The 26,720-nt window shown below is 56.0% G+C and carries 24 protein-coding genes; 3 read left to right on the forward strand and 21 right to left on the reverse strand.

The features are described 5' to 3' along the window. Positions 1-48 precede the first annotated feature (48 nt). From VFX97_01685 to VFX97_01775, 19 genes are all read right to left on the reverse strand, one after another. A complete protein-coding gene (locus VFX97_01685) occupies positions 49-1,446 on the reverse strand; it encodes a DUF1501 domain-containing protein (protein ID HEX5701913.1) in 1,398 nt (465 codons plus the stop codon). Between the two features lie 5 nt (positions 1,447-1,451). Then, entirely contained in the window at positions 1,452-3,680 is a 2,229-nt protein-coding gene (locus tag VFX97_01690) for a DUF1800 domain-containing protein (GenBank protein ID HEX5701914.1), read from the reverse strand. Positions 3,681-4,042: 362 nt separating this feature from the next. Continuing rightward, a complete protein-coding gene (locus tag VFX97_01695; protein HEX5701915.1) occupies positions 4,043-4,270 on the reverse strand; it encodes an AtpZ/AtpI family protein in 228 nt (75 codons plus the stop codon). A 108-nt stretch (positions 4,271-4,378) separates the two neighbouring features. Next, on the reverse strand, positions 4,379-5,518 hold the full coding sequence (locus tag VFX97_01700; protein ID HEX5701916.1) for a radical SAM protein: 1,140 nt from the start codon (positions 5,516-5,518) through the stop codon (positions 4,379-4,381). Beyond that, positions 5,518-6,432 (reverse strand): nuclear transport factor 2 family protein, encoded by a 915-nt coding sequence (locus VFX97_01705; GenBank protein HEX5701917.1) that lies wholly within the window; start codon positions 6,430-6,432, stop codon positions 5,518-5,520. Before VFX97_01705 ends, VFX97_01700 begins: the two co-directional genes overlap by 1 nt. Next, complete coding sequence (locus tag VFX97_01710) at positions 6,429-7,670, reverse strand: glycosyltransferase family 2 protein (protein ID HEX5701918.1); 1,242 nt, start codon at positions 7,668-7,670, stop codon at positions 6,429-6,431. The genes VFX97_01705 and VFX97_01710 overlap by 4 nt, the downstream gene beginning before the upstream one ends. 3 nt (positions 7,671-7,673) lie before the next feature. Then, on the reverse strand, positions 7,674-7,973 hold the full coding sequence (locus tag VFX97_01715; protein ID HEX5701919.1) for a hypothetical protein: 300 nt from the start codon (positions 7,971-7,973) through the stop codon (positions 7,674-7,676). 9 nt (positions 7,974-7,982) lie between these two features. Continuing rightward, a complete protein-coding gene (locus tag VFX97_01720; protein HEX5701920.1) occupies positions 7,983-9,560 on the reverse strand; it encodes an NADH-quinone oxidoreductase subunit N in 1,578 nt (525 codons plus the stop codon). A gap of 155 nt (positions 9,561-9,715) precedes the next feature. Next, positions 9,716-11,410 carry an NADH-quinone oxidoreductase subunit M gene (locus VFX97_01725; GenBank protein HEX5701921.1) on the reverse strand — a complete coding sequence of 565 codons (1,695 nt, stop codon included), beginning with the start codon at positions 11,408-11,410 and terminating at the stop codon, positions 9,716-9,718. 121 nt (positions 11,411-11,531) lie between these two features. Next, the gene (gene nuoL / locus VFX97_01730) at positions 11,532-13,880 is read right to left on the reverse strand and encodes an NADH-quinone oxidoreductase subunit L (protein ID HEX5701922.1); all 2,349 of its coding nucleotides are present in this window, start codon (positions 13,878-13,880) and stop codon (positions 11,532-11,534) included. Positions 13,881-13,911: 31 nt separating this feature from the next. Further along, on the reverse strand, positions 13,912-14,316 hold the full coding sequence (gene nuoK / locus VFX97_01735; protein ID HEX5701923.1) for an NADH-quinone oxidoreductase subunit NuoK: 405 nt from the start codon (positions 14,314-14,316) through the stop codon (positions 13,912-13,914). A gap of 3 nt (positions 14,317-14,319) precedes the next feature. Beyond that, entirely contained in the window at positions 14,320-14,988 is a 669-nt protein-coding gene (locus VFX97_01740; protein ID HEX5701924.1) for an NADH-quinone oxidoreductase subunit J, read from the reverse strand. 88 nt (positions 14,989-15,076) lie between these two features. After that, positions 15,077-15,610 carry an NADH-quinone oxidoreductase subunit I gene (locus VFX97_01745; GenBank protein HEX5701925.1) on the reverse strand — a complete coding sequence of 178 codons (534 nt, stop codon included), beginning with the start codon at positions 15,608-15,610 and terminating at the stop codon, positions 15,077-15,079. 110 nt (positions 15,611-15,720) lie between these two features. Then, positions 15,721-17,046 (reverse strand): NADH-quinone oxidoreductase subunit NuoH, encoded by a 1,326-nt coding sequence (gene nuoH / locus VFX97_01750; GenBank protein HEX5701926.1) that lies wholly within the window; start codon positions 17,044-17,046, stop codon positions 15,721-15,723. Further along, positions 17,047-18,180: an NADH-quinone oxidoreductase subunit D gene (locus tag VFX97_01755; protein ID HEX5701927.1), complete on the reverse strand. Its 1,134-nt coding sequence runs from the start codon at positions 18,178-18,180 to the stop codon at positions 17,047-17,049. It abuts the gene before it with no gap. Positions 18,181-18,249: 69 nt separating this feature from the next. Continuing rightward, positions 18,250-18,501, reverse strand: a complete 252-nt coding sequence (locus tag VFX97_01760) for a hypothetical protein (protein ID HEX5701928.1) — start codon at positions 18,499-18,501, stop codon at positions 18,250-18,252. 85 nt (positions 18,502-18,586) lie between these two features. Then, on the reverse strand, positions 18,587-19,456 hold the full coding sequence (locus tag VFX97_01765; GenBank protein HEX5701929.1) for an NADH-quinone oxidoreductase subunit C: 870 nt from the start codon (positions 19,454-19,456) through the stop codon (positions 18,587-18,589). Positions 19,457-19,679: 223 nt separating this feature from the next. Continuing rightward, positions 19,680-20,528 (reverse strand): hypothetical protein, encoded by an 849-nt coding sequence (locus VFX97_01770; GenBank protein ID HEX5701930.1) that lies wholly within the window; start codon positions 20,526-20,528, stop codon positions 19,680-19,682. A gap of 144 nt (positions 20,529-20,672) precedes the next feature. Further along, a complete protein-coding gene (locus VFX97_01775; GenBank protein ID HEX5701931.1) occupies positions 20,673-22,136 on the reverse strand; it encodes a hypothetical protein in 1,464 nt (487 codons plus the stop codon). A 258-nt stretch (positions 22,137-22,394) separates the two neighbouring features. On the opposite strand from VFX97_01775, the gene VFX97_01780 reads away from it, so the two are divergent. After that, the gene (locus tag VFX97_01780) at positions 22,395-22,631 is read left to right on the forward strand and encodes a hypothetical protein (protein ID HEX5701932.1); all 237 of its coding nucleotides are present in this window, start codon (positions 22,395-22,397) and stop codon (positions 22,629-22,631) included. A gap of 21 nt (positions 22,632-22,652) precedes the next feature. Here the strand turns inward: VFX97_01780 and VFX97_01785 are convergent, their stop codons facing one another. Then, the gene (locus VFX97_01785) at positions 22,653-23,243 is read right to left on the reverse strand and encodes a nicotinamidase (protein HEX5701933.1); all 591 of its coding nucleotides are present in this window, start codon (positions 23,241-23,243) and stop codon (positions 22,653-22,655) included. A gap of 265 nt (positions 23,244-23,508) precedes the next feature. On the opposite strand from VFX97_01785, the gene VFX97_01790 reads away from it, so the two are divergent. After that, a complete protein-coding gene (locus VFX97_01790; GenBank protein ID HEX5701934.1) occupies positions 23,509-24,825 on the forward strand; it encodes a zinc ribbon domain-containing protein in 1,317 nt (438 codons plus the stop codon). Between the two features lie 140 nt (positions 24,826-24,965). Here the strand turns inward: VFX97_01790 and VFX97_01795 are convergent, their stop codons facing one another. Next, entirely contained in the window at positions 24,966-26,057 is a 1,092-nt protein-coding gene (locus tag VFX97_01795; GenBank protein ID HEX5701935.1) for a zinc-binding dehydrogenase, read from the reverse strand. A gap of 312 nt (positions 26,058-26,369) precedes the next feature. On the opposite strand from VFX97_01795, the gene tnpA reads away from it, so the two are divergent. Continuing rightward, positions 26,370-26,720: IS200/IS605 family transposase (gene tnpA / locus VFX97_01800; protein ID HEX5701936.1), on the forward strand; the 351-nt coding region annotated here is incomplete at its 3' end.

Below are 26,720 nucleotides of genomic sequence, written 5' to 3' on the forward strand. Positions count from 1 at the left end.
AGCGGGTGATCGCTAGGCATTCTAGATTTTTACTGACAGATTCCCAAGTTAAGTCATGAATGGGAGGGTCGGAGACGAGAACCTCCCAATCAAAGGAAACACTGCGGGGAGATCAACTGAAGATAATCCATACCAGGTGGCGAGTGTCGCCGCATATTGCTCAACTGAAGTCGTCGGTATCCAACGCCCACGAGCACTCGAGCCCGGATTATTGGTGTCATCGGGCCCTCCCAATTGAAGGGTCGGATAACTTCCGTAGAAACGTCCGCCCACAACTGAGCCACCCATGATGAAATGATTGTTACCCCAGCCGTGGTCGGTGCCCGCTTGCGCGCCGGCACCGGACACCTGAAGCGTGCGCCCGAAATCGGACAAGGTGAACGTCGTAACGTTGTTCGCCAGGCCCAACTCAACGGTGGCGTCATAAAACGCCCTCATGGCCGCGCTAAGTTGCGTCATTAGGTTGCCCTGACCGGTGAGTTGAGTGCTATGGGTATCGAAGCCCCCGATCTGGCAGAAGAAAATCTGTCGCTTCATGTTGATTCCGGCCGTCGCATCGTTTGAAGCTTTGATCAAACGCGCGACTTGCAGGAGTTGCCGCCCGAGCGACGTATTCGGAAACACCGTAGTCAGGATCGGATTTACAGTGCTCAACGCCTGATCGGTTTGCATGGCGCTGGTGCGCGTGTCACTCGCAGCCTTGATCAAGGTGAAGTCCCGATCATAGGTGCGCAAGGCGTTGAACGCAGTCGTCTTCGAAGCCACTTCGCCGGACGTGCCGGCCATAATCAGTTGCAGCACATTGGCCAGCGACGTGCCTGAGTCAGCCACCGCAAGTTGCCGTGTGTTCACGCCCGTCAACAGCAAATTGATCCCGGCGATCGAAACGTTCTGCGGAAATGTCGCCGAGCCATTCAAACCGCCGACAGTGTCGGCCACGCGGCCGCCCCATCCGGTCTGAGCGACCACGTTCGCGATCGACGTCTGAAACAAACCCACCTGATCCGAGTGTGAAAACAATTGAAGCGGTTTTTTGCCGGAACCCAGGTAAGTGGCCTTGGTGAGCGGTTCAACCAGAGGACCAACATTCGAGAGCACCGCTAACTTCTGAAACGGCGGATTAAATAAGTCTCGCAACCCGGTCAGGTTGGGGTGAAGTCCATAAGAGCCGCCTGTGACCGGAGAAACCGCCAGCAGATTTGCCTGAGGAATGGCCAAATCAACTCCGCGAGCGGCCGCGTACGAACTGTACTGGTTGAGATCGACAACCATGTTATTCCCATCGTTGCCGCCGTTTAGAAAAATACAGACCAGCGCGCGATAGTCCGTCGCCGCTTGTGGCGTTAAGGCGTGAACCAGGCCAAAGCTATCGAAGCTGGAAGCCAGCGCCGCGCCGCCGAGCGCGCATGCGCCCGTCCGTAAGAAATCTCTGCGTGATGGTGCCATGATTGTTATCTCTGTACGTCGAACTGAGACGAAGTTGTTACCAGGTAAACGGCGACCTGAGCCCGCTTGCGCGCGAAGTTACCGTCCGAGGTTGGGATCGCGTTCATCGCGGTGATAATCGAGTTCCGGAACTGCGTTGACATGGTGCCGTGCAAGAGCAGCGCGTTGAGCGCATCCGCAATCGCGCCGGGATTGCTTGCCTGAGCTTCCAGTGATGACAGGCTCAGTTGAGTTCCAATCGGCGCGTTCGTCGCGTTTATTGGAATTCCCGAATAGACCAGCTGATTCGCCACGTTCGCGCGCCGTAATGTCGTGGAAGTTGAAAGGATGCCGAAGGCCGGTCCCAGAATGCCGGTTCCCGGCACCTGGTACTCTGGCTGGTAATAGCTGAATACCGTCGGTGGCTGAAACAATGATTGATCCAGGTATAGCGTCATGTCGCCGAGCGACGATGGCGATCGGTTCGCGATCACGCCATCGCTGGTGGCATTGAAGCCACGCAGAATGTTCGTGAGGTATTGGATTGGCTCGCGCAACTTGCCGTAGTTCGGATCGGTCTTAACGCTCCCGCGCGCTTCAGGATCGAGCAGGATCGCTCTCACAACTTCCTGCATCTGCGTCGGGTTAGTGCGGTTGCTGTTGAAAACCGTCGCCACCCGCGCGACGTACGCCGGGCTGGGATTGCTCGTGACCAGATGCTGGATGAGTTGTTTGCTGACAAAGGGAGCGACGTTCGCGTGATTGTAGATGTTGTCCAGACCAATCGTCAGATCTGCGATGGCGCAATTGATATTAGCGGTACCACTCGCACTGGAGCATTGGGGCGTTATCACGCCATTGAACAGGGTCTTCGGGTTAAAGTCGTGGTTCGTTCCGCCGCGCGGCGCCATCGGATCACGGTAATTAATGACGGAACCGGTCATTCCGGCTGGTGGTGTCAGCCCACCTTGCACTTCTCGCCAACCGGTAAAGAGACGCGTGAATTCGTTTACGTGCGTCTGCGTGTAAGCAGGTATCGGAACGCCCTGCGCATCTATCTTCACCGTGCCGTCAGAATTCAACTCGTTCACACCAATCGAGAAGAGCTGAAGCACTTCGCGCGCGAAGTTTTCGTTCTGGTTCGTCCGGGTGCTCAGCTTCATGTCGAGGTAATCGCCCATGACGGGATTAAGGGTGATCTCCCCAAGGAATGTCCGATAGTTCCCGAATGCGCCGCGATCGAGTATCTGAAGATACGTGGTCATCCAGCTCGGTCGATCAAGCGGACTAACACCTGAGACGACAACCATCTGGTGAAGTGCGAACGCCACGCGCTGACGCAGTTGATCCGATCTTGAAAGACTATTGGTGAAAAAAGTTCTCTGAACGGGATACAGCGAGTAATTATCTCGTCCGCATGTTGCCGGACTTCCACTCGGACAGCCCTGACTGGAGTCGTCGGACGGAAAAGCCAAATCGGGATAGTTGGATCCCTTCGGAATGTTAGCTACTGGATCGTTGAATTGTTGGTTGAGGTAGGCGTTGATGCCCATCTGGCGGACCTGGTTGAAATCACTGCGGTCACCTTTCGCCCCCCATGATGTTTGTTCGAGGAATCTGGCGATGTCACCGTCGTCCGGAAAACTCGGACTGTCGTATTGAGCCTGATACTGCGCGAGGGTCATCGGTGTTACCGCGCCCGGCGGTGTTGCCGGCGCCGGCGTTCCTACGCCCGGAAAATCGTCCGGCGGTCCGCCGCCAACTTGTCCGATGGCGACGCGCACGCGATTGCTCGCCATTCCGTGCAGCCTTAAGCGCATCAGAACGTCGCCGACATTCGCCGGCATCGAATCATTCAGCCGCACGATCACCATGTAAACGCCGTCGAAATTCGGGACCGTGCCGACGTACTCCACATTTAGCGGATAGATTGCTCCGGCTGCATCCTGCGCGTCCGCGCTCAAGGCGTTCACGCCTTCACCTTGGAGAAACTCGAAGTCCGTGCCGAACAGGGCGATGCGCGTTCGGGTATCGCCTGCGCCGAAATAACCGTCGGACGTCAACTGAAACGGCTCGGCGCGCAACGTTACCGACTCGAGCGCGACGGCTCGGGTCGATGAACTCGAAGCGCTATACAGCACCGGACTTTTTTGTGGCGCTGCCGACGCTTTTTGAGTTGAACCGGCGACGAAAACTAGAAGACTGGCACAGATGGCGGCGAAAATTCCGCGCAACAAGTAGGCGTGGTCTTTCATAGGGGTAGGCTCTCTACTCACAATTTCGCTAAAATGCGATGAGGCTTGGGACTACTCTTGCTTGGTGGAGGGGCCACCGGGCGATTCACCCTGGTTCGAAAGACTATACACAGCGGGTCATCGCATGGTCAATACTTTTAGACGACCACATGTGCGGGTTGGTTGAGGAATTTCTGAGGCCATTCAATTTGAACGAAGATTCCCTCTCCCTTTGGGAGAGGGTTAAGGTGAGGGCCTTAGCGCGAACATTTCAACTTTACTTATCTCGCTTCGCGCGAGCTGAGCCTGACGCGATCTCAAAACAATCCGACCACTCGCTAAGCTGCGCCCCCTCTCCCAATGGAGAGGGAGTTCCACAGAGACTAGTTGAGCCGGGAAGTCGCGCGAATGAATTCGTAAAAACCGGCGGCCGCGCCGAGGACAAGACCCACAACCAGCAACCACGGGGCAGTGCCAAGCCAGCGATCCAGCAGCCAGCCGACGATTAAACCACCAACGACAGCCGCGAACAGTGAGATGGCCGCGCCATAGGCACGGCCGGACTTGATGTTCGTATCATGCTTGTCGTCGTCAGGTGTGCGTGAACGCATGAACGTTAATAGTAGGAAATATCGATCCGTTTAGTGGCGGGCTAACGCGCGCCTTTTTCTTGTTTGTCGGGCGGGCAGTAGCCCGCCTCTAAACGATCTTAATGAACATCAGATGGCAGAGCCATTGCCCCAATTGGATCTCGTGAGGTAATTCTTCGGCCCTTCGACGAGCAAAGCCCGCCGCGAATGTCGCATTGAGTCGTGAATGAAGCACACGTGCGTGCACCAACACGCCTTTCCGCCGTCAATCTCGTTGAGTTCCCCGGTTCTTTCCTGACTGGCCCACAAAGCGCCGAAGTCGTACTCGTGATCCCTGAGACTTCCAAACTTCTGGCGCAACTCGCACGCGCGCACATCTCCGTTGTAATCGATGACGGCAATCGTTTGCCCTGCCGTGCAGGCAAATGGCCACGCTGTCGATTTCGCGAAGTTCTCGTGCTGAGTTCGGTAATGGGTGGTGATGGTGCCCACGTAAGCGACGTTTTTGACGAAGCGCCGCGACGCGTCGTCGTCGGCAAACATTCGGTCGCCGTAATGCTTCGTCAATTGCGAAATGTACGCGTACATCTTCGGCAGCACGTGCGCCGGCACCTGCTTGATCTCGTCACCCACGAGCGTCTCGCCGCGCACGATATTGAAGTATTGGCCGTCGAGCCCGTAGTTACTCCACATGAATTCGCCGAGCTTCTCAATCTCAGTGTAGTTGTCGGCGCATACAACCGTGTTCACGTTGAGTCGCAGACGTTCTCCGTACTTCTCCTTCAGCGGATAAAGCGCTTCGATGCAGTCGAGAGTTTTCTGCCAGTGTCCCGGAACGCCGCGAATCCGATCATGAGTTTCGCCGTAACCGTCGAGCGCAACATTCAAATACAAGTGCATCGACGAATGCCGGCCCAGCGCATCGTCGACGATCGCGTACACTCGGTCCTTTACCAATCCGTTGGTCGGAATAATTAATCGCTGCACCCCGTTGTTACGCACAAACAAGTCGATGATTTCCGAAGCATCATGACGCAGCGTCGGCTCACCACCAGAAAGCCACAGGTCTGTAATCGGCGGCATCGTGCGCGAGACCTTTTCGATTTGCGCGAACGTCATGTCGCCCGGCTGGTTCAGCTCGTTGTGATAAAAGCACGTGCGACAAAGGGAGTTGCAACGTGAGGTGACAAACAGGATCACTGTCCCGAGACGCTTTTCACGTTTCGTCGAACGGATTAGTTGAACCAGTTGCGCTGCCTTAGTGGCCATTAACTCTTCTTCTCGGGCGGATGCGGATCGGTGAGATCAAGGACCAGTTTCCATGCGCCGCTGACTCGCTTCCACACGCGCAGGTAGTTTCCGGTTTCGGTTATGGAGTTCGTGGCTTTATCGCGCATTGCATAGAGGCCATAGCTGTACCCTATGTCGCCAGACTTTGAAACATCCGCGAACTGCGTCGTCCAGCTCCACTCAATCGCGAGCGGCGTCCAGGCCGCAACTGCAGCCTTCCGGCCGATGAATGGCTGCTTCTGATTTCGAAAGACGCGCACGTCCGACGACGCATATGCGAGGAAGGCTTCAACCGCCCCGCGTTTCACCGAAGTGTTGGAGAAGTCGAGCTCCGTATCCTGTAGCGCACTGCGCCCCTTGGCTGCGTCAAGTGTGAAGCGTCCGGAAGCGGGTTCACCATAAGTTAACAGTAACGGTTTCTTCGGCTCAGGATTTGAGACGCCGAGATCCACTACAAATTTCCATTTGCCGTCCGGCTGCTTCTTCCAAACAGTCATGAAGTTGCCGAAGCCAGAGAACTTCGCATCTTTAATGTCGTTCTTGAATTGCCACGGACCGGTTGTGTAGCCAAGATCGCCTGCCCGCGACATTCCCGCGAAGATCGGTTGCCAAACCAGTAGTGGTCGGGTCGTTGAGGCCGGCAAGGGATTCTCTTGCATCCACTTTTTGCCAAACACCGCGCGCGGTCGAAAAAGAATCCCGTCTTCGGCGATGAATTCGGTGAATGATTCGCGGATTCCCTTCTCTTCGGACATGCGCGAAAAGTCGCGCTCGGTCGTAATCATTGCCATTAAAGGCTCGACGATACGTCGGTTTTGAGCAGGGACAGATGACGCAATCAGTGCCGCCAGCAATGCAGCTCCGAGAAGCGAACGTTTTCGTTGGTGAGTCATGCGCGTCGGACCGGTTCGCGGGCCAGAATGACAGTTTCAGTTGGCGATTTCAATTCATACGTAATGGACCGCCAGGTGATACGCCGCGAAACCGCCGCTGCCAATGCATTGTAGAGAAACAGCAGCGATGCGACGGGCCACAGGAACACGTGCGCCAGGGTTGTCCCCGTGCGCCGCATGGCCTCATCGTTGATGATTAAGCCCACTGCCTTTAAACGCAGGTGCGACTTAGCGGCGCCCATAACAAAGATGAGCAGCAACAGCAGATGCGGCGTCGCGAAAGAGACACCCAGGGCGGCGCGAACGATGATGAGCGCGATGCAGCCGAAAATCGTTATCGCGAATATCAAACTCCCGATCAGCACTGACCTCCAGAGATGCGACGCGTAAGCGCGCGTAATCTTCAACTGACGCGTGGTGAATTCGATTAGCTCGCGTGGCGCCGTACGATGAAACGACGGGGTTAGACAATGCGGCACAAATTTGATCAGCAAACCGGCTTCGTGAAGAACGCGGGTGAGTGTGAAGTCATCCGAGAGAGTGCCTTTCCAGCGATCCGCGACGCGGAGAGTTTCAAACGTTGCACGCTTAATCGCCGTCGAGCCGCCCCAACAAAAGTTTTTTTCGCCTCGCTCACCCAAAGCGGACGCGATTGCCGCATTCCAGACGGATAGCAAATGGGAAGCGAACCCACCGTCACGCGCTACAAACCAGCGATAACCCGTGGTGGCGCCCACTGTGTCATCGCGCAGCGGCGCCACCAGCGCGCGCAACCAAAAGTTTTGGGTCTGCGCGTCCGTGTCCGTGAAAACGAACACCTCGCTCTGCGGGGCCGCGGCGTTCACCGCTTTGCGCAGATTGTGGACTTTCTGGCCGCTGTCGCTCGCCGGCCCGGCGACGATTGTGCTGATGACCGGGCCCGTGTGGTTTTGAAACGCTTGGCGCGCTTGTTCGATAACCGCAAAAGCCGGATCGTCCACGGAATCACTGACAAAGATTATTTCGAATTCCGGATAGTCCTGTGCGAACAGACTCAGAATGTTTTCTTTCAGCCCATCATCAACGCCCCGGCATGGCACGAACACGGTCGCGAACGGTGTGTACTCCGGCAGTTCTTTCGCAGTCTCTTTCTGCAGATAACGCACAAACCGGACGCCGCCGCGAAGTGAGAGCAGACCCAGAACAAGCGAAATTCCCGTGAAGAAATAGAAGGTATAGAGCGAAAGGACTGCAGACATGATCTAGTCTGCGGTTGGCGCCTCTGCGAGTGATTTGGCGGCTTCGGCGGCTCGCTCGTAGCTGACTAATCGGCGAATTAGAGCGTTGTATCTGGAGTGCGCTGAGTCAGAATCATCCTTCGCCAACAAATCATAAAGTCGATGCTCTGGAAGGTGCCATTCGTGCTGAGGAACATCTACGCCAGCTTCCCGTAACCGCCGTGCACCAATCGCGACCAGCAGCGCTTCAATGGTCTCGCAGCCGTCGCGGAAATCGTTAAGACCTTTCTCGATCAGGTCGGCCCCAGGTAAAGCGTGGTTCATGATTGGAGTTTACTCCGATGGCGCAGGAGTAGAAACGACCGGCGCCACCGGGGCCGCCGCTGAGGGCATCAGCTTTTGCGCTAACGCGATGAATGGTTGGGGATAGATTCCAATGACCAGAATGCCGACCAGCGCGGCAATAAGGCTGGCGCGGAGCGCGGGCGACATCGACAACGGTTCATCATCAGCCACACGATCGCCGAGGTACATCACGCGAATAAAGCGGATGTAGTAGAAAAAGGAGACGACGATGTTAATGACCGCCCAGCCCGCCAGCCAGTAGTACCAGGTCTTACCTTCAGCATCGCCGCGGCTCAGCAGGCCCCACAGCAGAAAATACTTTCCGATGAAGCCGCCGGTACCGGGTAACCCCCCGAGCGACAGCATGAAGATCGCCATCATCGCAGCCATGCCCGGCGCTTTCTGCGCGAGTCCGGTCATGTCGTCAACGTTGTCGCCGATGATGCCGCGGCGGCGCAGGCTGATGATGATGCCGAACGCGCCCATGTTCATTAGCGTGTACACGAACAGATAAATGAACAGTCCAATGTTTCCGTAGGTGTTGTTGGCGACGATTCCCAGCAGCAAATAGCCGGCGTTCGAAATCGAAGAGTACGCCAGCAGCCGTTTGGAATTCTCCTGCGTGATCGCGGCCCAGTTCCCCACGACGATTGTCAGCGCGGCGACAATTCCGAGCAGCGGCGCCCAATCGATCTGCATCGGCGCGAGGGCGACAAAGAATATGCGCGCGAACAAAGCGAAGCTCGCGGCTTTCGATCCGGTTGAGAGGAATGCGGTCACCGACGTCGGCGCGCCTTCGTAAGCGTCGGGCGCCCACATGTGAAACGGCACGGCGGCGATTTTAAAAAACAGACCAGCCGCGAGGGCAATCATGCCGAGCAAAAGCAAAGGCCGAAGCTCAGGGCTCGCGCCCGCCAGATTCCTGCCAATGTCACCGAGATTCGTTGAGCCCGCCACGCCATAAATCAGCGACATGCCGTACAGGAGAATTCCGGAAGAGAAAGCGCCAAGCAGAAAGTACTTCATGCCGGCTTCGTTCGAACGGCGTTGCCGCTTCGTGAAGGCGACGAGCACGTAAAACGTCAGGGCCATCAGCTCGAGCGCGATGTAGAGCGAAATCAGATCGTAACCACTGCCGAGGAACAACATCCCGACCGTGGCAAACAGAACCAGGGCGTAATACTCGCCGTGCTGCTCGCGTTCGAGATCGAGAAACCGGATCGAGATGGCGATCGCGAGCGCGGCCGCAATTAAAAATATTCCTTTGAAGAGCAGCGCAAACCCGTCGATGCGCACCATTCCCCAGAAACCGTCCGTCGGCGTCAGGGCGTTTAGGTTTCCAAATCTAAAAGTGCCGCCAATGGTGTAGTAGAGCGCGCCGAGTGAAACCAACGCGAGCGCAATTCCTACGAGTGAGAAGTACGCCGTCCATTTGCTGAGCCGGTAAGGAAGCACCACTTCCATCACCAGCACCACGCACGCGACCACGGTGAGGATCAGCTCCGGCGCGATCAGTTGCAGATCGCGCACGTTGAATAGGGACGTTGTTTGAAAAAGAAAAGTCATTAAGTTAACGAACCGAGCCTTCTAATTCACACCGCGGCTTTAGCCCGGTGCCAAGGATGCTCTGACGATCCCTGGAAACCGTTTAAACGGTTTCCCATTCCAATCGCTCCACAATCACCGCGCTGAAGCGCGGTGTGAATAAGAGTTCATCACGTTCATTTGTGTGGCTGCGGCTCAACCTGCACCGTCCGCGGCGTTGGCTCACCGGGAATCTTGTAATCCGGCTTGATCTGTTTGACCACAGCGTTCACCGGCTTTTCGATATAGCGAATGAACGGAGACGGATAGATGCCAATCCACAGTGACATCAGAACCAATGGCATCATGTAAGCCCATTCGCGACCGCTCAGATCCGGCAGCAGCTTGTTCTTTTCGTTCGTTACTTCACCAAAGAACATCCGCTGATACAGCCAGAGCATGTAACCCGCATTCAGGATGATTCCGAGTGCGGCCCAGCCGGCCCACCACGGACTCGCTTCGAATGCGCCTCTTAATGCCAGAAACTCAGAAATGAACACGGCCAGCAGCGGCAGACCAATCGCGGTCATCGTCATCACTAAGAATATCGCTGAGTATGCCGGCATGATGTGCGACAGGCCGCCGAACTCAGCCACATTGCGCGTGTGCCGCCGTTCGTAAATGATGCCGACCAGCAGGAACAAGGCGCCGGAGTAGATGCCGTGATTGATCATCTGCATCACCCCGCCGTTGATGCCATTTGGATTTAGTGAGAAGAGTCCCAGCATCACAATGCCCATCGATGAAACAGATGAATATGCGACCAGCTTCTTCACATCACCGTCTTTCTTCACCACGAAATACATCGCGGCCAGCGCGCCGTAGATGATCGAGACGATCGCCAGAAAAACCATCACGCTGCGCACGCCGAAACGGCCGAAGTAAGCTTCGTCCATCGAGGCTTTGGGAAACATCGGCAAATTGAAGCGATAGAAACCGTATGTGCCAAGCTTCAGCAGCACGCCGGCGAGAATGACGGAACCCGCGGTGGGCGCTTCGACGTGCGCGTCAGGCAGCCAGGTGTGAAACGGCCACATGGGAACTTTGATCGCGAATCCCAACGCGAACGTGAAGAACAGAAGCACCTGCAAAGTTCCCATCGGCATGACTGAACCGATCGCCTGCAGGTAGAGAATGTTGAAAGTCCCGGTGCCGTGTATGGCGGCCTGTTGCAAAGTGTTCGCGACTAACCCGGCTGCCTCCGGATTTCCCGCCAGCAGATTCATCGTCGCCGGCGCGATTTGCGAGGTCAGTGCCGTGTCCTGCGTCAGGAAATACATCTTCAAAACGCCCAGCAGCATCACGACCGAGCCGACCAGGGTGTAGAGAAAGAACTTGATCGCCGCGTACAGCCGGTTCTCTCCACCCCAGATTCCGATCAGGAAATACATCGGGACGAGACCGACTTCGAAGAACAAGTAGAAGAGAAACAGATCAAGCGAAGTGAAAACGCCCAGGACCATCGTCTGCAAGACAAGCAGCAGAATGTAGTATTCCTTTTCGCGCTTGGCGATGTAGTTCCATGACGACAATGCTGCCAGCACGCCGAGAAAAGTCGTCAGCACAATCAACAAGACGGACACACCGTCAATGCCCATCTGGTAACGCGCGCCAATGATCGGGATCCATTGGTGGTCTTCGAGGAACTGAAATCCACCTACGCCGCGGTTGTATGTGAGCAACCAAAGCGAAACGATGAAATCGAATACCAGCCAACCGGTCGCGAACTTCTTGATCAGATCGCTGCGATCTTTTTTGATCAAGACGAGAATCAAAAGTCCGCCGAGCGCCGGCAACCAGACAATGATGGAGAGAATATTGTTCTTGATCACGTTATCCCTCGTGAATATCTTTGTGTCTCTTTGTGTGAACTCTGTGTCTCTGTGGTGAATAGGGTTCAGCGAACGTCAATCACAGAGACACAGAGTTCACACAGAGAGACACCGAGAAAAACTAAAACGCCTTAATCAAATAAACACTAACGGCAATCAGCAACCCGATCACCATCACCAAAGCATAGTTTTGGATAAAACCAGTCTGCGCTGCGCGCACAATCGGCGACATCAGGCGGACCACGAAATTCGCGATCGCGTTGACCATGCCATCAACGAAATATTTATCAGTGCCGCCGGTAATCCGGCTCGTCAAACGCGTTACTCCGGCCAGGCCGTTCACGACTCCATCGACGACTTTCGAATCGAACGTATAGACCGCGCGCGCCAGATCCATCGTGCGCCGCGTCACAGTCAGGCCGAAAAACTCATCGATCCAGTACTTGTTGTAGCTGGCCACATACAAAGGCCTGAGTCGCTTCGCCCAGACGTCAGCCAGGCCGGGCTTCTTGAGGTAAAACAAAACACCCAGGGCGATGCCGACGCCGGCGACGATCAATGAAATAAGGATGAAGACCCACTCGGCGGCCGTGTGACTGCCGACTACTTTTTCGACTGAATGAGCGAGATTGAATCCCGGATGCGCAACTTCCGCATGCGCGTCTGCAGCGGGTTTAGTCTCTCCGTGATCAGCAGCAGCCGCTGTTTCCGGCTTTGCTTGAGCGGGCGTTTCCGCATGCTCATCGCCGAATGAATGTGTCGCCGGATTCCAGATGATGGGATTCATCCAGTTGACGATGTTCAGCCTCCCACCGACATGTTTGCCACCGGTGAACGCGGTGCTGATGCCGACGAATCCACCGACGGTCGCGAGAATCGCCAGGACGACTAACGGCACCCACATCGATTTTGGAGACTCGTGCGGAACATGCGCGTGATGATCGCCATGGTGCTCGCCGTGTCCCCCGGTCTCGGCGTCTCCGTGTCCTCTGTACTTGCCCCAGAACGTCATCGCCACCAGACGCGTCATGTAAAACGCGGTGCAGGTCGCGGCGATGGTGCCGACAATCCACAGCAGCCAACCGATCGGCACGACGTCCGTCGAAGCCGTCTTCCAAAGAATCTCATCTTTCGACCAGAAACCGCTGAACGGAATGATGCCGCAGATCGCCAGCCAGCCGGCGAGAAACGTCAGGTACGTGTACGGCATGTACTTCTTCAGGCCGCCCATGTGCCGCATGTCCTGCTCGTGATGCATGCCGTGAATGACTGAGCCCGCGCCGAGGAACATCAGGGCTTTGAAAAAAGCATGCGTCATCACGTGGAAGATGCCGATCACAAACGCGCCGACACCGCAGGCGAGGAACATGAAGCCGAGCTGCGAGACGGTCGAGTAAGCGAGAACCTTCTTGATATCGTTTTGCGTGATGCCGATCGTCGCGGCGAAGATTGCGGTGAACGCGCCGATGATTGCGACCACCAGCATCATCGTCTGCGAGTGCTGAAAGATGACGTTCGTGCGCGTCAGCATGTACAAGCCCGCCGTCACCATCGTCGCCGCGTGAATCAGCGCCGACACCGGTGTCGGGCCCGCCATGGCATCAGGCAGCCAAACATGCAGAGGAAACTGCGCAGACTTGCCGCACGCGCCAATCATCAGGCCCAAGGCAATCCAGGACATCAGCCCCCAATGCCCGAGCGTTTCAACCGGATAACCCGCGGCTCTTTGAATAACGTCCGTGTATTGCGCGCTGCCAAACGTGGCGATGATGCCGAAGATAGCCAGGATAAAACCAAAGTCGCCGATGCGATTCGTGATGAATGCTTTTCGCGAAGCATTCGCCGCTTCTTCGCGATTGAAGTAGTAACCGATCAGCAGATACGAGCAGAGACCCACGCCCTCCCAGCCGACGAACATCATCACGAAGTTCGAGCCCATCACCAGCACGAGCATCGAAAACATGAACAGGCCCATGTAAGCAAAGAACCGGTAGAATCCCGGGTCTCCGTGCATGTAACCGGTCGCGAAAACGAAGATGCATAAGCCGACGCCGGTCACAATCAGCATGAAAACTGCTGACAAAGGATCGAGCTGGTAACTCCACTCAATGTTGAGTAATGAACCTGAGCTTTCGGTCTGAGGTTGAACCGGCGCTGTAGTCGATTCGCCGTGAGTTTCGGCAGCGGCCGCTGGTGCCGAGTGCTGCTGTCCGAGGCTTTGACGAACAGCTCCTCCGTTAATCCAAGTGAAGCTAGTTTGCGTAGTGACGTAAGGATTCGGCCAGAGCGCATTCCCGCTAAACCCATACGAGTACACGGCTGCGACTGTGATCAAAAATGAGAGCGCAATCGAGCCGACGGCAATTCCGCCGATCAGCTTTTCCGGAAACCGAAACCTACGGCCGAAGAGGCCGTTGATGGCGGCGCCGATAAGCGGTAGCAGCGGAACTAGCCAGATGTATTTATGCATGAAGGCTTAACTATCTTATTGGTCGCATTCGTCACCACTTCATCAAATCAATCTCATCAACCCAGATCGTTTCGCGATTGCGATAGAGCGCGATCACGATACCGAGTCCGATCGCTGCTTCGGCCGCGGCCACGACGATGACGAAAACCGTGAACACTTGTCCGGAAAGCGGGTTCGCGCCGCCGGTGTCTGCCAGGTAACGCGAGAAAGCGATGAAGTTCAGATTCGCGGCGTTCAGAATCAGCTCGATCGACATGAAGATGACGATGATGTTGCGCCGCACGAGCACGCCGGCCACGCCGATGATGAAAAGGATCGCGCCAATGACGAGAAACTTTGACAGGTCCGGATGCTTGATGCTTTCCATTGCTGCCGACATGCGACTGTCGGATGCAGCCTGCAAAAACAGCGCGAGTATCGAAGCGAACGCGACCATGCGTTAACTCGTCGCCTCCGGTTCTGAAGATTTGGCCCGGCCCACGACCTCGGGATCAACATCATCGGCGGCAACTTCCTGTTTCAACGTACGCGCCAGCATTACTGAGCCAATAATGGCGACCAGCAACAGCACGCTCGCAATCTCAAACGGCAAGGCTGCGTAGGTGTACAGGTTTCGGCCGACGCCTTCAGTGTCTGCGCTTATTTGACTGACTCCGGTGGCGCCGGACTGAAGGTTTTGCTGTTGGGTTTGCCGGGTTTCCGCAGACTGTTCCAGTTTCGCGGAGTCTCGTTTTTGTAAACCCAGGTAGCCGCGGTTGATTGCAAACAGCAATCCCATGACAAGCAGCACCGAGAAGATGAGCGCCGCGGCAACCTGCGGCGGCTTATTAAAGATTGCCGCCGTGCCCCGCTCTTCCGCGCCGACGTTGACCAGCATGATGACGAACAGGAACAGCACCATCACACCGCCGACGTAAACCAGAATCTGCACCCCGGCGATGAACTCCGCGCCGAGCAGGATGAAGAGTGCCGCGATCGAAACAAGCGAGGAGATTAGGAAGAGCGCAGAATGCACCGCGTTGCGCGCCATGACGGTCAACAGCCCCGCCAGAATCGCACCGATCGCGAAGATCCAGAAAAAGACGCTTTCCCAACCAGAAAGAACCATATGATTTCGGATTCCGAATTGCGGATTGCGAATTTGACCCGTCGCCTATTTTGAATTTCGAAATCCGCAATTCGAAATTCGAAATTCCTCAGGACTCGTATTTAACCGTCTCTCTGCCCTGTTCCAGCATCTCGCGATTCCAAACGAAACCCGCCCGCGAATAGGTAGCGAGTTCAAAATCCTGTGTCAGCTCAAGACAGTATGTCGGACAGGCTTCCTGACAGAGGGCGCAGAACATGCAACGCGATGTGTCGAAGATAAATTCGTCGAGAACTTTTTTGCGACGCGGTTTGCCCGCGACAGTGATCTCGACGTCCATCGCCAGCACGTCGATGCAGTCCTCGGGACACGCGAGCGCGCACAGGTTGCAGGCAATGCAGAGCGTGTCGTGCGTCTCCGGATCCATGTTCAGCCGCGGCGCGCCATGAAAGCGCGGCGCCACATCCGGACGTACCTTCGGATACTGCTCAGTGTAAATTCCCTTCCCGGCAACCGAGTCCCGCGAAGTCAGCGCACCGATATTGAAGCCGAGCGTCATGGCCAGTCCTTTTATCAGATCGACCATGAAGAAGCGTTTCAGCTTCTGAATTAACGTCGGTTTGGGAACAGGAACTAGTGGCATTGCTTAAATCTCAGATCTCAGATTTGAGATCAAAACCCTATCAATTTGTTTTAGAGTCGGGCTACCGCCCGACTTCTTTGCTACGCGAAATGGCGGGCAGTAGCCCGCCTCTAAACGGATTCAGGGCTACTCACCGGCACAACCGCCGGCTTCCCCTTGGGCAGATCAACCAGACGAATCTGCCGCCGCTGCTTCTTCAGATTAAAATCGCGCGACCGCCTATTTATTAATGACAGGATGCCGGCCGTCAACAAGAGATTCACGATACCGAATCCAATCGCGATGGCTTTGCCGGTCCCGGTCAAGCCCAGTCCCCTGTCCAGGGAATCGATCGTATTCATCCCACGATAGCCGTCCAGGCCCTGAATGACGCCTACCCCAAGTGCGGTCCCTACAATATTGATGAGCGCGGCGGGGATCATCCACTTCCAGCCAATATCCATCAACTGATCGTAGCGAAAGCGCGGTAGCGTCCAACGCAGCCAAAAATAGCCGTAGAGCAGAATTCCCATTTTCGCGAGGAACACGATCACGCTGATCGCGACGTAGGCGTTGTGATAACCCTTCGCTTCGGTCAAGCCATACACGAACGGAAAGTACCAGCCGCCGAGATACAGCGTCGTTGCGACGGCCGTGACCACGACCATCGCCGCGTACTCAGCCATGAAGAAGAGCGACCAGCGAAAGCCTGAGTACTCAGTGTGAAAGCCGGCGACCAGTTCCGATTCGGCTTCCGGCAAATCAAACGGCGCGCGATTGTTTTCGGCGATGCCGGCGATCAGGAAGATTACAAAACCAACCGGCTGATAAAGCACGAACCACATCGAATCGGACCCCTGCGCGCTAACGATGCCCGACAATGACAACGTGCGCGCGAACATCAACGCGCCGATAATCGCCATCCCCATCGAAACTTCGTACGAGACCATCTGCGCACTCGAACGCAATGCCCCCATCAGCGCGTACTTCGAATTGGATGACCAGCCCGCCAGAATCAGAGCCAGCACGCCGACGCTGGAAACCGCCAGCACGAACAGCACGCCGATGTTGACGTCTGTGATCACGGCCCAATCAGGCCCGAACGGCACGACGGCCATCACCACGAAGGCGGCTACGACCGCAATGTAAGGCGCAATGAAAAAGACCCAACGGTCGGCGTTTCCGGGAACGAAATCTTCTTTCGTCAGCAGTTTCAAGCCGTCAGCGATCGGTTGCAGCAAGCCCCACGGGCCGACGCGCATCGGACCAAGGCGCGCTTGCATGAACGCCGAAATTTTTCTTTCCAGATACGTCGCGTAGGCCACCCAGCCGGTGGTGATCGTCACCACCAGGCCAATCTGCAAGAACGGCCAGACAACGTAGTTCACCGTCTGCTCGCTGAAAAATTTCAGGAGCAGGCTGTCGATGAATGTCGGTGCTGCGAAAAGAAAAATCATCTATCTATCGATCTCACCCAGAACAATATCCAGCGTTCCGATAATCGCGACCACGTCCGCGACCAGATGGCCGATGCAGAGCTTCTTCAGCGACTGCAAGTTAATGAAGCACGGCGGCCGAACACGCATGCGCCAGGGCTGCTGCGTTCCGTCGGAAACAAGGTAACAGCCAATCTCGCCTTTCGGTCCTTCGATTGAGTGATAGTAATCGCCCACCGGCGGTTTAATCAGCTTCGGCACTTTTGCGTTCACCGGACCGTCAGGCAGTTTGTCCATCGCCTGCTCAATGATGCGTCGCGATTGCCGCATCTCTTCCATGCGCACCAGGTAGCGATCGTACGTGTCGCCGTTTTCGCCGAGCGGCACTTCGAAATCCATGTCGGCGTACGCGGCGTACGGTCGCGACTTGCGAATGTCCCAGGCGACGCCGGAACCGCGCAATGCCGGACCCGACAGACCGATCGCGATCGCGTCTTCTCCGGAAATCACGCCGATGCCGACGGTGCGACTCAACCAAATGCGGTTCTCAGACAGGACCGTTTCGTACTCGTCCAACCGTCCCGAGATATTGCCGATAAACTGCCGCACGTCTGCTTCGAAATCGTCGTAGGCATCGTTCGGCATTCCCCCAACGCGCCACGCGTGACAAGTCAGCCGCGCACCGAACTGGCGTTCGAAAATTTTCAGGATCTCTTCACGTTCACGAAACGCCCATAGCAGGATGGTGACAGCGCCGATGTCGAGCGCGTGCGTGCCGAGCCAGAGCAGGTGCGAGGCGATCCGATTCAACTCAGTCAGGATGGTGCGCAGGTAATGCGCCCGCGGCGGGACATCGAGTCCCATCATCTGCTCAACGGTCTCAACCCAAACCAAGCCGTTGGAAACCGCCGCGATGTAATCCAGGCGATCCCAATACGGCGCGATCATCGTGTACATCCGGTTCTCGGCAATTTTCTCCATGCCGCGATGCAGATAGCCGATGTCGCAATCGAGATCGATCACCGTCTCGCCATCGAGCTTCAGGATCACGCGCAACACGCCGTGCGTGCTGGGGTGCTGCGGACCCATGTTGAGCGTCATCTCTGGCGCGTCCAGCAGCGACTCCCGAGTAGTGGCGATTTCTACCTGATGCATATTGCTTGGTAAATAGTGAATCGTAAATCGTGAATAGATCGATTGCTCTGACTATTTACGATTCACCATTTACGATTCACTTTCCTTCGGTAAATAACATCCCGTAACTTTCCAGGGCTCGATAACTATTCCGATTTCTTTGATTTCGCCGGCCTCTTTTTTTTCGCGCAGCTTCAACATCAGTGACTGTGCGGCGCTCGCCTTATTCCAGACGTTTCGCGGCGCGTGCGTTTCCGTCAAAACAAAACCCGCCGTCGACGCCGCCTCAGGCGAATCGAAAACTTTGGCTTCGTAATGCGCTGCAATCTCCTTGGGGCTCATTGTTCGTAGTCAGTTGTCAGTTGTCAGTTGTCAGTTGTCAGTTGTCAGTTGTGACGGACGACGGACAACTGACCACTGACAGTTTTTACTTATCCTTGGGCATCACTTCTTTGCTGCCGCGGAACAACTCTCGCACTTCACGTTCCTGCGGAACCGACAAAATCTCAAGCCCGTACGTTCGCCTCTGCTCAACTTGTTCGCGCTGCACATCCGAGAACTCAGGCAGATGGCGCTCAGTCCAGGCGTTCTCAATAAATTCCAGCGGGTAATCTTTGCGCAAAGGATGCCCGTCCCAATCCGGCGGCAGCAGGATGCGTCGCAAGTCCGGATGATTGTGAAAGACGACGCCGAACAGATCGTAAACTTCGCGTTCCGGCCAGTCGGCCGCGGGCCAGACACTCGTGACGCTTTCGACGCCGGCGCCATTCGTCGCGACTTTCAGCCGCACGCGTTCGTTATTCGCAATCGAGTACAGCTGATAGACAACTTCCAGCGGCGCTTCCCTATTATCCGGCCAATGAACGCAGGTTAAGTCCGAAAGATAGTCAAAAGGCGTCTCAGCATCCGCTTTCAAAGCGTTGCATACTTCAACGATGCGCGAACGCTCAATGCGAATCGACAACTGGCCGAGGAACTCAGTCGCTTCGGTCACCGCGCCGGCGCACTTGTCACCCAGTTTTTTGACGAGCGGATGATTTGAAGCATCAGTGGGCTTCGGTCCTTCTTCTCTCTTCTTAACTGGCGGCTTTGGTGCACCGGGCGCAGCCGGGGCAGCTTTCTGCGCGGCTTCTTTCGCGGCGACCACACGTGCTTTCGCCGCTTCTACTTGCGCGTCTTTTTCGGCATCGGCTGAAAGTGGAGATGGCGTGTCAGCGCGCGCGTCCGTCTGCGGCGCTGCGTCGGTAGGTGCGTCCGTCGGTGCTCCAGACTCTGGAGGTTTGCCTTCCTGTGCCATACGACTCAGTTACACTTTGAGCCAGCAACGCTTCGGGCTTAGGGCCACGGGCGCGCGGTGATAACGCTACGCTCACGTGTGAATACAATTTAAAGCAGGTCGGAAGTGACTTTTAGCACGCGATTTCGGACGTTGTCAATCGAATGATCTTGCTGAATATCGTTGACAGGGTCACGCAGGAGCTTATAATGGCAAACATTATGAAGAGCCGCCCAATTCTAGGTTAGCGAAGTAAGGCTTTGAACCAGTCTTCGTTTTCGAGACACTTAAACTGCCTGTCCTTTCTCGCCTCTTCCTGCAAACTATTATCGAGTTTGAACGCGCGTGCCAGGTCTAATCTGATTCCTCTCTTCAGTCCGGTTTGCTTCTCGGAATCAGCTGACGGCCATTGCAAGGCTCGCCAACACGCCCGATCGTAAAAGGCATCGGTAATAGCCTTATCGTGGCTCTCTCCCCGGCCTCGTTTTCGTTCGATGAATGTCGTCATTACCTGTTCGGCGTCCCTGAAACGTTCCAGCGCTATGTAGAGATGCGCGATCTGTTGATTTAGCATGGGATCGGTTGCATACGCGCCTGTTCGCATGTCCATTAATAGTTTGACAAAAGTCTCTTGAACATCCTTGTAGGTTTCCTTCTTCTCCGGAAATTGTGAAATGGCTGTAGCTACTGCGATTCTCCGCGTGTAGAGGGTCTGGCGCTCCAGTTCTTCGATTTGTTTTGGAATAACGTCGCGGCTGTTTTCAATTATTGTATCGAGCCTTTGAATGCCTTTCTCCGCTTCTCGCAGATTGTTTTGAACACTTGCGTAGGCGCTTACCGCAACGGCAATCGTGTAGATCGTGGTTAATGTCAGGAGCAGAGAGAGAAGTTTCTGAATGTCATCGGCCCGCTTACTGTAATTATCCAGTTTCTCTTTCAGAATTTGTTCAGCGTCTGACGTGCTTCTTGACGGTGAAATCGCAACAGTTGGCGCAACAACTGGTACCCACCAAGACTTGGTAAGGACGAAACCAACGACAAGTATCACTTCGACAACTAACGTCCCTAGTAAGAGAAGAACAACTGTTTTCATTCGCATGATGAGGCACCTCCGAAGGGCAGTTCGCCGCTGACCACTCTAGATCGACAATTACACGAAACAGACAGCCGCAGGATCAGTTTTGAGGCAAGGACACACGGATACTTTTGCTGACTAAGATCACTTTAGGTGCGTTTATCAAGATCGAGAACTAATGTTCAGTTCTTCCGGCATCTCTTCCGGCAGTTTCAGAATTTCTTCCCAACCGGAATTGTCTGCGCGCATCTGCGCGGTCAGGTCGTCACGCAACTTCGTCAGGCGATCGCTCAAAGTGCGCGGATAGTTACCCAAGTCGCGGAAACGAATCATCTGATCGGCGACGAATGCTTTCTGTTTTTCGATCGAAGGGATCGGCTCGTGCTGGCCATTTTCCCAGAACGGTTGCAGCAGGCGTTCGACGCGTACGGCGCCGGGAATTTCAATCTCTTCGTCATCCAGCGCAGTCACATCCGCAACGTAATTTCCGTCTGCGTCAATGCCGCGAAACACTTGCAGCCGGCCCGGCAGCGTCGTCTTATCCAACGAATTCGAAGCTTTCAACGTCGGGAGGCCGTCGACCACGCACGCCTTGAAGATGACGCCGGCGACGTTCTTCACTTCACTGGAAAGTTTCGTGCCGATACCAAAGCCTGCAGCTTGCGGAAATTCCCGGACTATTTCCTGGACGCGTTCGACGGTGAGATCGCCCGTCAGATTCGGCCGCAGCCCTTGCAACCCATTCGCTTCAAAAAACTCTAGACACCACTTGCCTAAGTCAGCCAGATCCCCGGAGTCGACACGAAAACCTTTGAAGGCTTTGCGCCGAGCTGCGTTGGAAGTCGCCGCCATGACTGCATGCACCGCGCCCATGTAAACATCGATCGTGTCCAGCAGCAGTGTCGTGCCGTTCGGATTCGCGTCGAGCCAACGTTCGAACGCGACTTGCTCGAAATGTTTGGGCCGGTTCGTGCGCGGATCGATCTCCGGCTCAGTCATGTATCCGATATACGCCTGTTGCCAGTAATGCGCCTCGGTGCCGACCGCGGGAATGTCGAGCCGGTGCGCGGCTTCCATGTTCGATGTGTCGTTGAAGCCGCCGATGAAAGCGTAGGTCGCGATGTCCACCGCGCGTTCGATGTCGCCGTTGCGGCGCAAAGAGAAATCCGACAACCAACGATTGCCAGCGGCCATGCGAAACTGCATCGCCACGCTAGCCGTGGTCATCGGCAGATCGAAAGCGTGCTCGAACTTTATCTCCTGGGCCTGCGTCAGACCGAACTTACCGGTGATGTCGGCGATCGGCTGCTGGGGAAACATGATCGCGCCCGGACGGACGGCCCGAATGCGGCCGACAAACTGAATGTCTTCGAGAGCTTCGGCGAAGCGTTGCAGGCCGCCGCGATCCTGCTCGAGGAAACGCAGCCGCGGCCGATCAATCTGACTGTCAACCAGCAGGCGAATCAAGCGCTCGTGACCGAGCACCGGCGCGAATGGAAGTTTTCTTTGCGTGCAGTAGAAGGTCGCGATGATTTCGCTGAGCGGTTTGCCATGGACCTGGGTCGCATCTTTGTACGACGCGTCGCCCATGGCGGCGTGATACCGGTCGAAGTTCAGCGTGCCCATTGAGCGGCGATCATAACACGGGCTGTTGTCAGAACCGCCTGCTCTGCTCTTCTCCCTCTGGGAGAGGTTGGGTGAGGGTGCGAAGCTTAGCGGGCGGGCCGGGGCAGTAGCCCGACCGTGAGGGAGGCTTTTCGCCAAATTGACTCGCCCATCGACAACGCCCGCGCGTCCAACCGTGCAAAGGGCTTCGGTCCTTCATGCCTCAGCGTTCCGCGAACAGTCCCCAGCCTGTTCCTAATTCAAAAGGAGGAGACAAGAATGAGATCGAAGATTAGTTCACGCTTCGTGTGGATTACGCTGTTGGTGGTGCTGGTGTTTGGATCAGTCGCGACGGCGTCGGCGCCACAACCGGGCCGTTGCCGGCAATACTGTAACGAGGAGTTCCGTGAGCAGCTCGCCAGATGTGACAACTTGCCGCGCGGGCAAGAACAGGCTTGTAAAGCGAGAGCAAGGGCTGCTCATCAGCACTGTCTCAGACGCTGTAAGAATTTGTGAGGAATCCGGCCGGCGGGTGTTCTACTCTCCTCTACCCGCCGCTTTCGATTTACTGCCGACGATTTCTGCGCCGGCCGCGCTCATCTCCTCAAGCGCTTTCCCGCCGTCGTCCGGATTCACATTTACCGGCCGCATCGCGTCGGCCAGAGCTTTGACCTTGAAGCCTTCTTTCCGCGCATCGAGCACCGTGTGCTTCACGCAGTAGTCTGTGGCGAGTCCGCCAATCCAAACTTCCTCGATGCCTTCAGCGCGCAGCGATTGCGCCAATTGAGTTCCGTCGAACCCGGAATAGCCATCAGCGCTCTCGTCGATGCCTTTCGAGATCACTTTGACGCGCGCATCGTTCAAGAGTCCGGGATGAAACTCAGCGCCGCGAGTGTCTTGCACACAGTGCACCGGCCAGGTTCCGCCATAATCGGCAAAGTGTGCAGCCTTCGGTGGGTGCCAATCGCGCGTTTTGTAAACGGGCTCGCCTCGATCGAGAAACTCTTTCATCAGTTTGTTAAGTGGCGCCACCACTTCATCACCGTGCGCAACCGCCAGCGAGCCGCCCGGGCAGAAATCGTTTTGCACATCAACAACTATCAGCGCTTTCTTCATTTCACTTGCCATGCGGTTAGGTTAGCTCTGGGTGCGCGCCATCGCAACATGTCATAAGTCGGATACGCTATGAGGTCTGTACAGGGAGCGGTAGCCACCTGGTTGATGTTTACCGCCACATAACCCTTTGCTTGCTGATACCCGGTCGCTATCGCTCCCGGTACTGACTCCACGGCGATTGCTGATTTGTATCTTCAGAATTTCTGTTGACATTCAATCTCTTTCCCGATAGAAGCATCTTCCCACCGCGTACCATAGAACATCTTCAGGGGGTTCGATGAGCGATCCAACATTAAAGGCCACGATGTGTCCGCAGTGTGCAACTCCGGCTGCGCCGGGTGAAGCTTTCTGCCGCAATTGCGGCACGCAACTCTTCGCGCCGACGGCCGCAGCATTACCGCCAACTCAAGCTGCGCCCCAGGCTCCAACCATGACTGCTCCACCACCTGCACCGCCGCAATATCAGGCGCCACCGATGGCGGCACCGCCACGAAAGAAACGCAGCAAGTTGATGATGGGATGCCTCATCGTTCTTGGACTGTTCGGTGTGGTGCTCGCCGGCGGCGGAGCTTATGTCTGGTACGCCACCACTTATACGCCACCCGATCGCAAGCCGCCTGCTATTCCCGAACGTGCGGCGGGGACCCTCAGTGAATTCCCGGTTGATAAGGACACGCAACCTACGACGGTAGAAACTGTGGCGCTGGGCGGAACCAGCACCGGCAAAGCGGAAACGACCACCGGCACGAAATTGCCGCCCGGCGTAACGAAGACAAGCCTTGCCAAAGGCGCGACCAGCATGACGTCTGCGACTTACAAGAAGGTTCCGGTGGGATCAGCGGTTCCGAGCGGTCCCGACATTTACATAAACGTGGTGACCGCCATGCCGGGCCAAACAGGTTTCGGCGATGACATCGCGACGGGAATCAAGACGTCGATGGGCGGCACGATGACCAGCGTAACGGTCCAAAGTCCGAAAGGCGCAACCTATGCCGGTTCGCATATCGTTTCAGCGCAGGGGAACGTTTACGTGCTCGCGAAACAAGGCAGCGACATCATCATCATTCTCTACGGCGCCGATCCATCGGTCAGCTCGAATGTTGATAACCTCGCGAAGAATGTCGGTAACGGCGAAGGCTTGATTGATTATCCCGAAACGAAAGAGTCGCTGTGGACTCTGCCGGCGCAAACACCGAGCGGGCTGACATTGATCGAAATCAACACGATCACCGGCGCACAGATCGAAGCGTCAATCAATTCCGGCGGCGATTTACCAACTGAGATGCGGCCTTTCCTTCCCGATCGTTTGACGGGCGCGCGTTATCTTGATTCGTCGCGGCAGGAGTGGGCGGTGCTGAATCTTCAATACGGCTCGAGCTTCCAGGCGTGGCGCACGTGGCTATTGGCGCGTGGTGCGCTCGGCGTCGGCGGCGGCGAGACGACGACCGTGCGCGAAGTCAGCGGCATTCACCTTCACCAGGACGGCAAACGGATCATGCTCTTTCAGAAAGGGCCTTATCTGATTCTCATGAACGGCCCGGCGGACGCCACAGTTGATCGGTTTGTCGCGTTGGGAAATCAGATTCAGGTTTAGAGTTTTTTTGTAGCCCGGCCGTTTACGGCTGGGAAATGTGTCAGTACCCGGAGCGGTAGCGACGGGATCTTCCACAGAACGTTGAATCATGATCCGGTCGCTACCGCTCCCGGTACTGACAGCCTACTCGGCGGTTGTTCCTAACGCGGATCGATCAGCGCTTTTAGAACTCGTCCTGCGGCGACAGCAGCGAGCGCTTCGTTCGCCTGATCCAATGAAAAACTCGCCAGCTGTGTCTTCAATCTTTGCCACGGCGCTGACCTCACCGGATCTGAAATGATCTGCGCTCCGCGGTAGAAGTGCGAAAAGTCTGAGCCCCAACAGCCGCGCACATCCAAATGCTTTCGATTCAAGTCGAGATGAGGATTGAATGATGTCTCACCGTGATCGGTGTATTGCCCGACAATCACGACGTGACCTGCATCGCGCGTGTAACGCATCGCCTGCACGACCGCGCCGGGCGCACCGGTCGCTTCGATCGTGACATCAGCGCCGCGGCCCTTCGTTTTCTCAAGCACCCAATCCACCCGTTCAGCTTCTGAGCGCTCTTCAAAACTAAGTACATCAGAGGCGCCTACTTGCGTGGCCACCCCCAGGCGGTTGGCGGGCGCGCCGATGCACAACACCCGCAAAGCTCCGCGCATCAGCGCCAGAACGATGGCGTTGATTCCGACCGCTCCCGAGCCCAACACGAGCACCGTGTCTCCAATCGCGATCTCGCCGCGCTCAACCGCGTGCAGCGCGGTCGGCAAAGCACATCCGCCGGCCATGAACGTTTCGGGCTCACCATCCAGTCGAATACATCTCGTGCCAGGCTTCAAGTAAATCTGATCGGCCCAGCCGCCGCACAGTCCATCATCCAATCCGTACGTGATGCCGTAGACCTTCCGCTGCGGACATCGCGTGGTCGCTTTCGCGACCAGACAGTACCAGCACGAATTACAGGTGCGATGGACGTCCAGAAAGGTGACGCGATCGCCTTCGCGGAACGGCCGGCCCTCCACGTCGAAGAGTGCGCCGCGAATTTTACTCAGGCGACCAACAGAGACATGACCGGGAACCAGCGGATACGGAACGCCCTGTAAGAGTCCTTTTTGTAAGTAGACATCGGTCCCGCACACCTCGGAAAGTTCGACATCGAACAGCGCTGAGTTCGGTTCAAGTTCCGGCGCCGAAACTTCGCGCAGTTCGACGGGCGCGTTAGGCTCGGGGATGACGGCGACTACCGGCATGACCGGAAGAAGTTAAAAGGAAAGACCAGAAAATGGAAGCACGGTGAGCGCAAAAAAAGTCTGGCGACGCGCACGAACTAATCGTCGAGCTGTGAAGCAAGCAGTCATAGCTAAGCCCAAGGGCGAGGCTTTGCGAGGGCAATTAGATAGTTGACTCTAAGCAACCCGAAGGGTTGCAAAGAAAGTAGCCGGTGGTCGGAGTCCGCGGAGACCACCGGAAAGGCGAGATTAATTTGGTCGCACCCCGGAGGGGTGCCAGATCTCTCGCTGTAAAGATCTTTTACATTGACCTTGTAATCTAGACTTCAGATTATGGGTTCAACCTTCTTCAGCCTGCACTATCACATCGTCTTCTCGACCAAAGAACGACGACCTTTCATTAAGTCGGAATGGCAGCCACGACTTCATGCTTACCTCGGCGGAATCATTAAAGGCATGCAGGGTGTGGCCGAGATTGTCGGCGGAGTTGAGGAGCATGTTCATATCCTGGCGAGTCTCAGGCCGGTGCATTGCATTGCGGATGTACTTCGCGACTTGAAGAAGGAATCGTCCACGTGGGCTAAAGAGAATTTTGATCGCAGATTCACCTGGCAAGAGGGTTATGCGGCGTTCACCGTAAGCCCCACGGCGACCAACTCAGTTCGTCGCTACATTGCCACGCAG

This window comes from Pyrinomonadaceae bacterium (genome assembly GCA_036277115.1).
GTDB lineage: Bacteria > Acidobacteriota > Blastocatellia > Pyrinomonadales > Pyrinomonadaceae > UBA11740.

Excerpts from the sequence above, each read along its gene's own strand:
- VFX97_01775 (HEX5701931.1), bottom strand. The coding sequence starts at position 22,136 with ATGGGCACGCTGAACTTCGACCGGTATCACGCCGCCATGGGCGACGCG.
- VFX97_01745 (HEX5701925.1), bottom strand. The coding sequence starts at position 15,610 with ATGCCACTAGTTCCTGTTCCCAAACCGACGTTAATTCAGAAGCTGAAA.
- VFX97_01740 (HEX5701924.1), bottom strand. The coding sequence starts at position 14,988 with ATGGTTCTTTCTGGTTGGGAAAGCGTCTTTTTCTGGATCTTCGCGATC.
- VFX97_01720 (HEX5701920.1), bottom strand. The coding sequence starts at position 9,560 with ATGACTTTTCTTTTTCAAACAACGTCCCTATTCAACGTGCGCGATCTG.
- VFX97_01765 (HEX5701929.1), bottom strand. The coding sequence starts at position 19,456 with ATGGCACAGGAAGGCAAACCTCCAGAGTCTGGAGCACCGACGGACGCA.
- nuoL (HEX5701922.1), bottom strand. The coding sequence starts at position 13,880 with ATGCATAAATACATCTGGCTAGTTCCGCTGCTACCGCTTATCGGCGCC.
- VFX97_01695 (HEX5701915.1), bottom strand. The coding sequence starts at position 4,270 with ATGCGTTCACGCACACCTGACGACGACAAGCATGATACGAACATCAAG.
- VFX97_01715 (HEX5701919.1), bottom strand. The coding sequence starts at position 7,973 with ATGAACCACGCTTTACCTGGGGCCGACCTGATCGAGAAAGGTCTTAAC.
- VFX97_01755 (HEX5701927.1), bottom strand. The coding sequence starts at position 18,180 with ATGCATCAGGTAGAAATCGCCACTACTCGGGAGTCGCTGCTGGACGCG.
- VFX97_01790 (HEX5701934.1), top strand. The coding sequence starts at position 23,509 with ATGAGCGATCCAACATTAAAGGCCACGATGTGTCCGCAGTGTGCAACT.
- VFX97_01785 (HEX5701933.1), bottom strand. The coding sequence starts at position 23,243 with ATGGCAAGTGAAATGAAGAAAGCGCTGATAGTTGTTGATGTGCAAAAC.
- VFX97_01700 (HEX5701916.1), bottom strand. The coding sequence starts at position 5,518 with ATGGCCACTAAGGCAGCGCAACTGGTTCAACTAATCCGTTCGACGAAA.
- VFX97_01685 (HEX5701913.1), bottom strand. The coding sequence starts at position 1,446 with ATGGCACCATCACGCAGAGATTTCTTACGGACGGGCGCATGCGCGCTC.
- VFX97_01710 (HEX5701918.1), bottom strand. The coding sequence starts at position 7,670 with ATGTCTGCAGTCCTTTCGCTCTATACCTTCTATTTCTTCACGGGAATT.
- nuoK (HEX5701923.1), bottom strand. The coding sequence starts at position 14,316 with ATGGTCGCGTTCGCTTCGATACTCGCGCTGTTTTTGCAGGCTGCATCC.
- VFX97_01760 (HEX5701928.1), bottom strand. The coding sequence starts at position 18,501 with ATGAGCCCCAAGGAGATTGCAGCGCATTACGAAGCCAAAGTTTTCGAT.
- VFX97_01780 (HEX5701932.1), top strand. The coding sequence starts at position 22,395 with ATGAGATCGAAGATTAGTTCACGCTTCGTGTGGATTACGCTGTTGGTG.
- VFX97_01690 (HEX5701914.1), bottom strand. The coding sequence starts at position 3,680 with ATGAAAGACCACGCCTACTTGTTGCGCGGAATTTTCGCCGCCATCTGT.
- VFX97_01795 (HEX5701935.1), bottom strand. The coding sequence starts at position 26,057 with ATGCCGGTAGTCGCCGTCATCCCCGAGCCTAACGCGCCCGTCGAACTG.
- nuoH (HEX5701926.1), bottom strand. The coding sequence starts at position 17,046 with ATGATTTTTCTTTTCGCAGCACCGACATTCATCGACAGCCTGCTCCTG.
- VFX97_01705 (HEX5701917.1), bottom strand. The coding sequence starts at position 6,432 with ATGACTCACCAACGAAAACGTTCGCTTCTCGGAGCTGCATTGCTGGCG.
- VFX97_01770 (HEX5701930.1), bottom strand. The coding sequence starts at position 20,528 with ATGAAAACAGTTGTTCTTCTCTTACTAGGGACGTTAGTTGTCGAAGTG.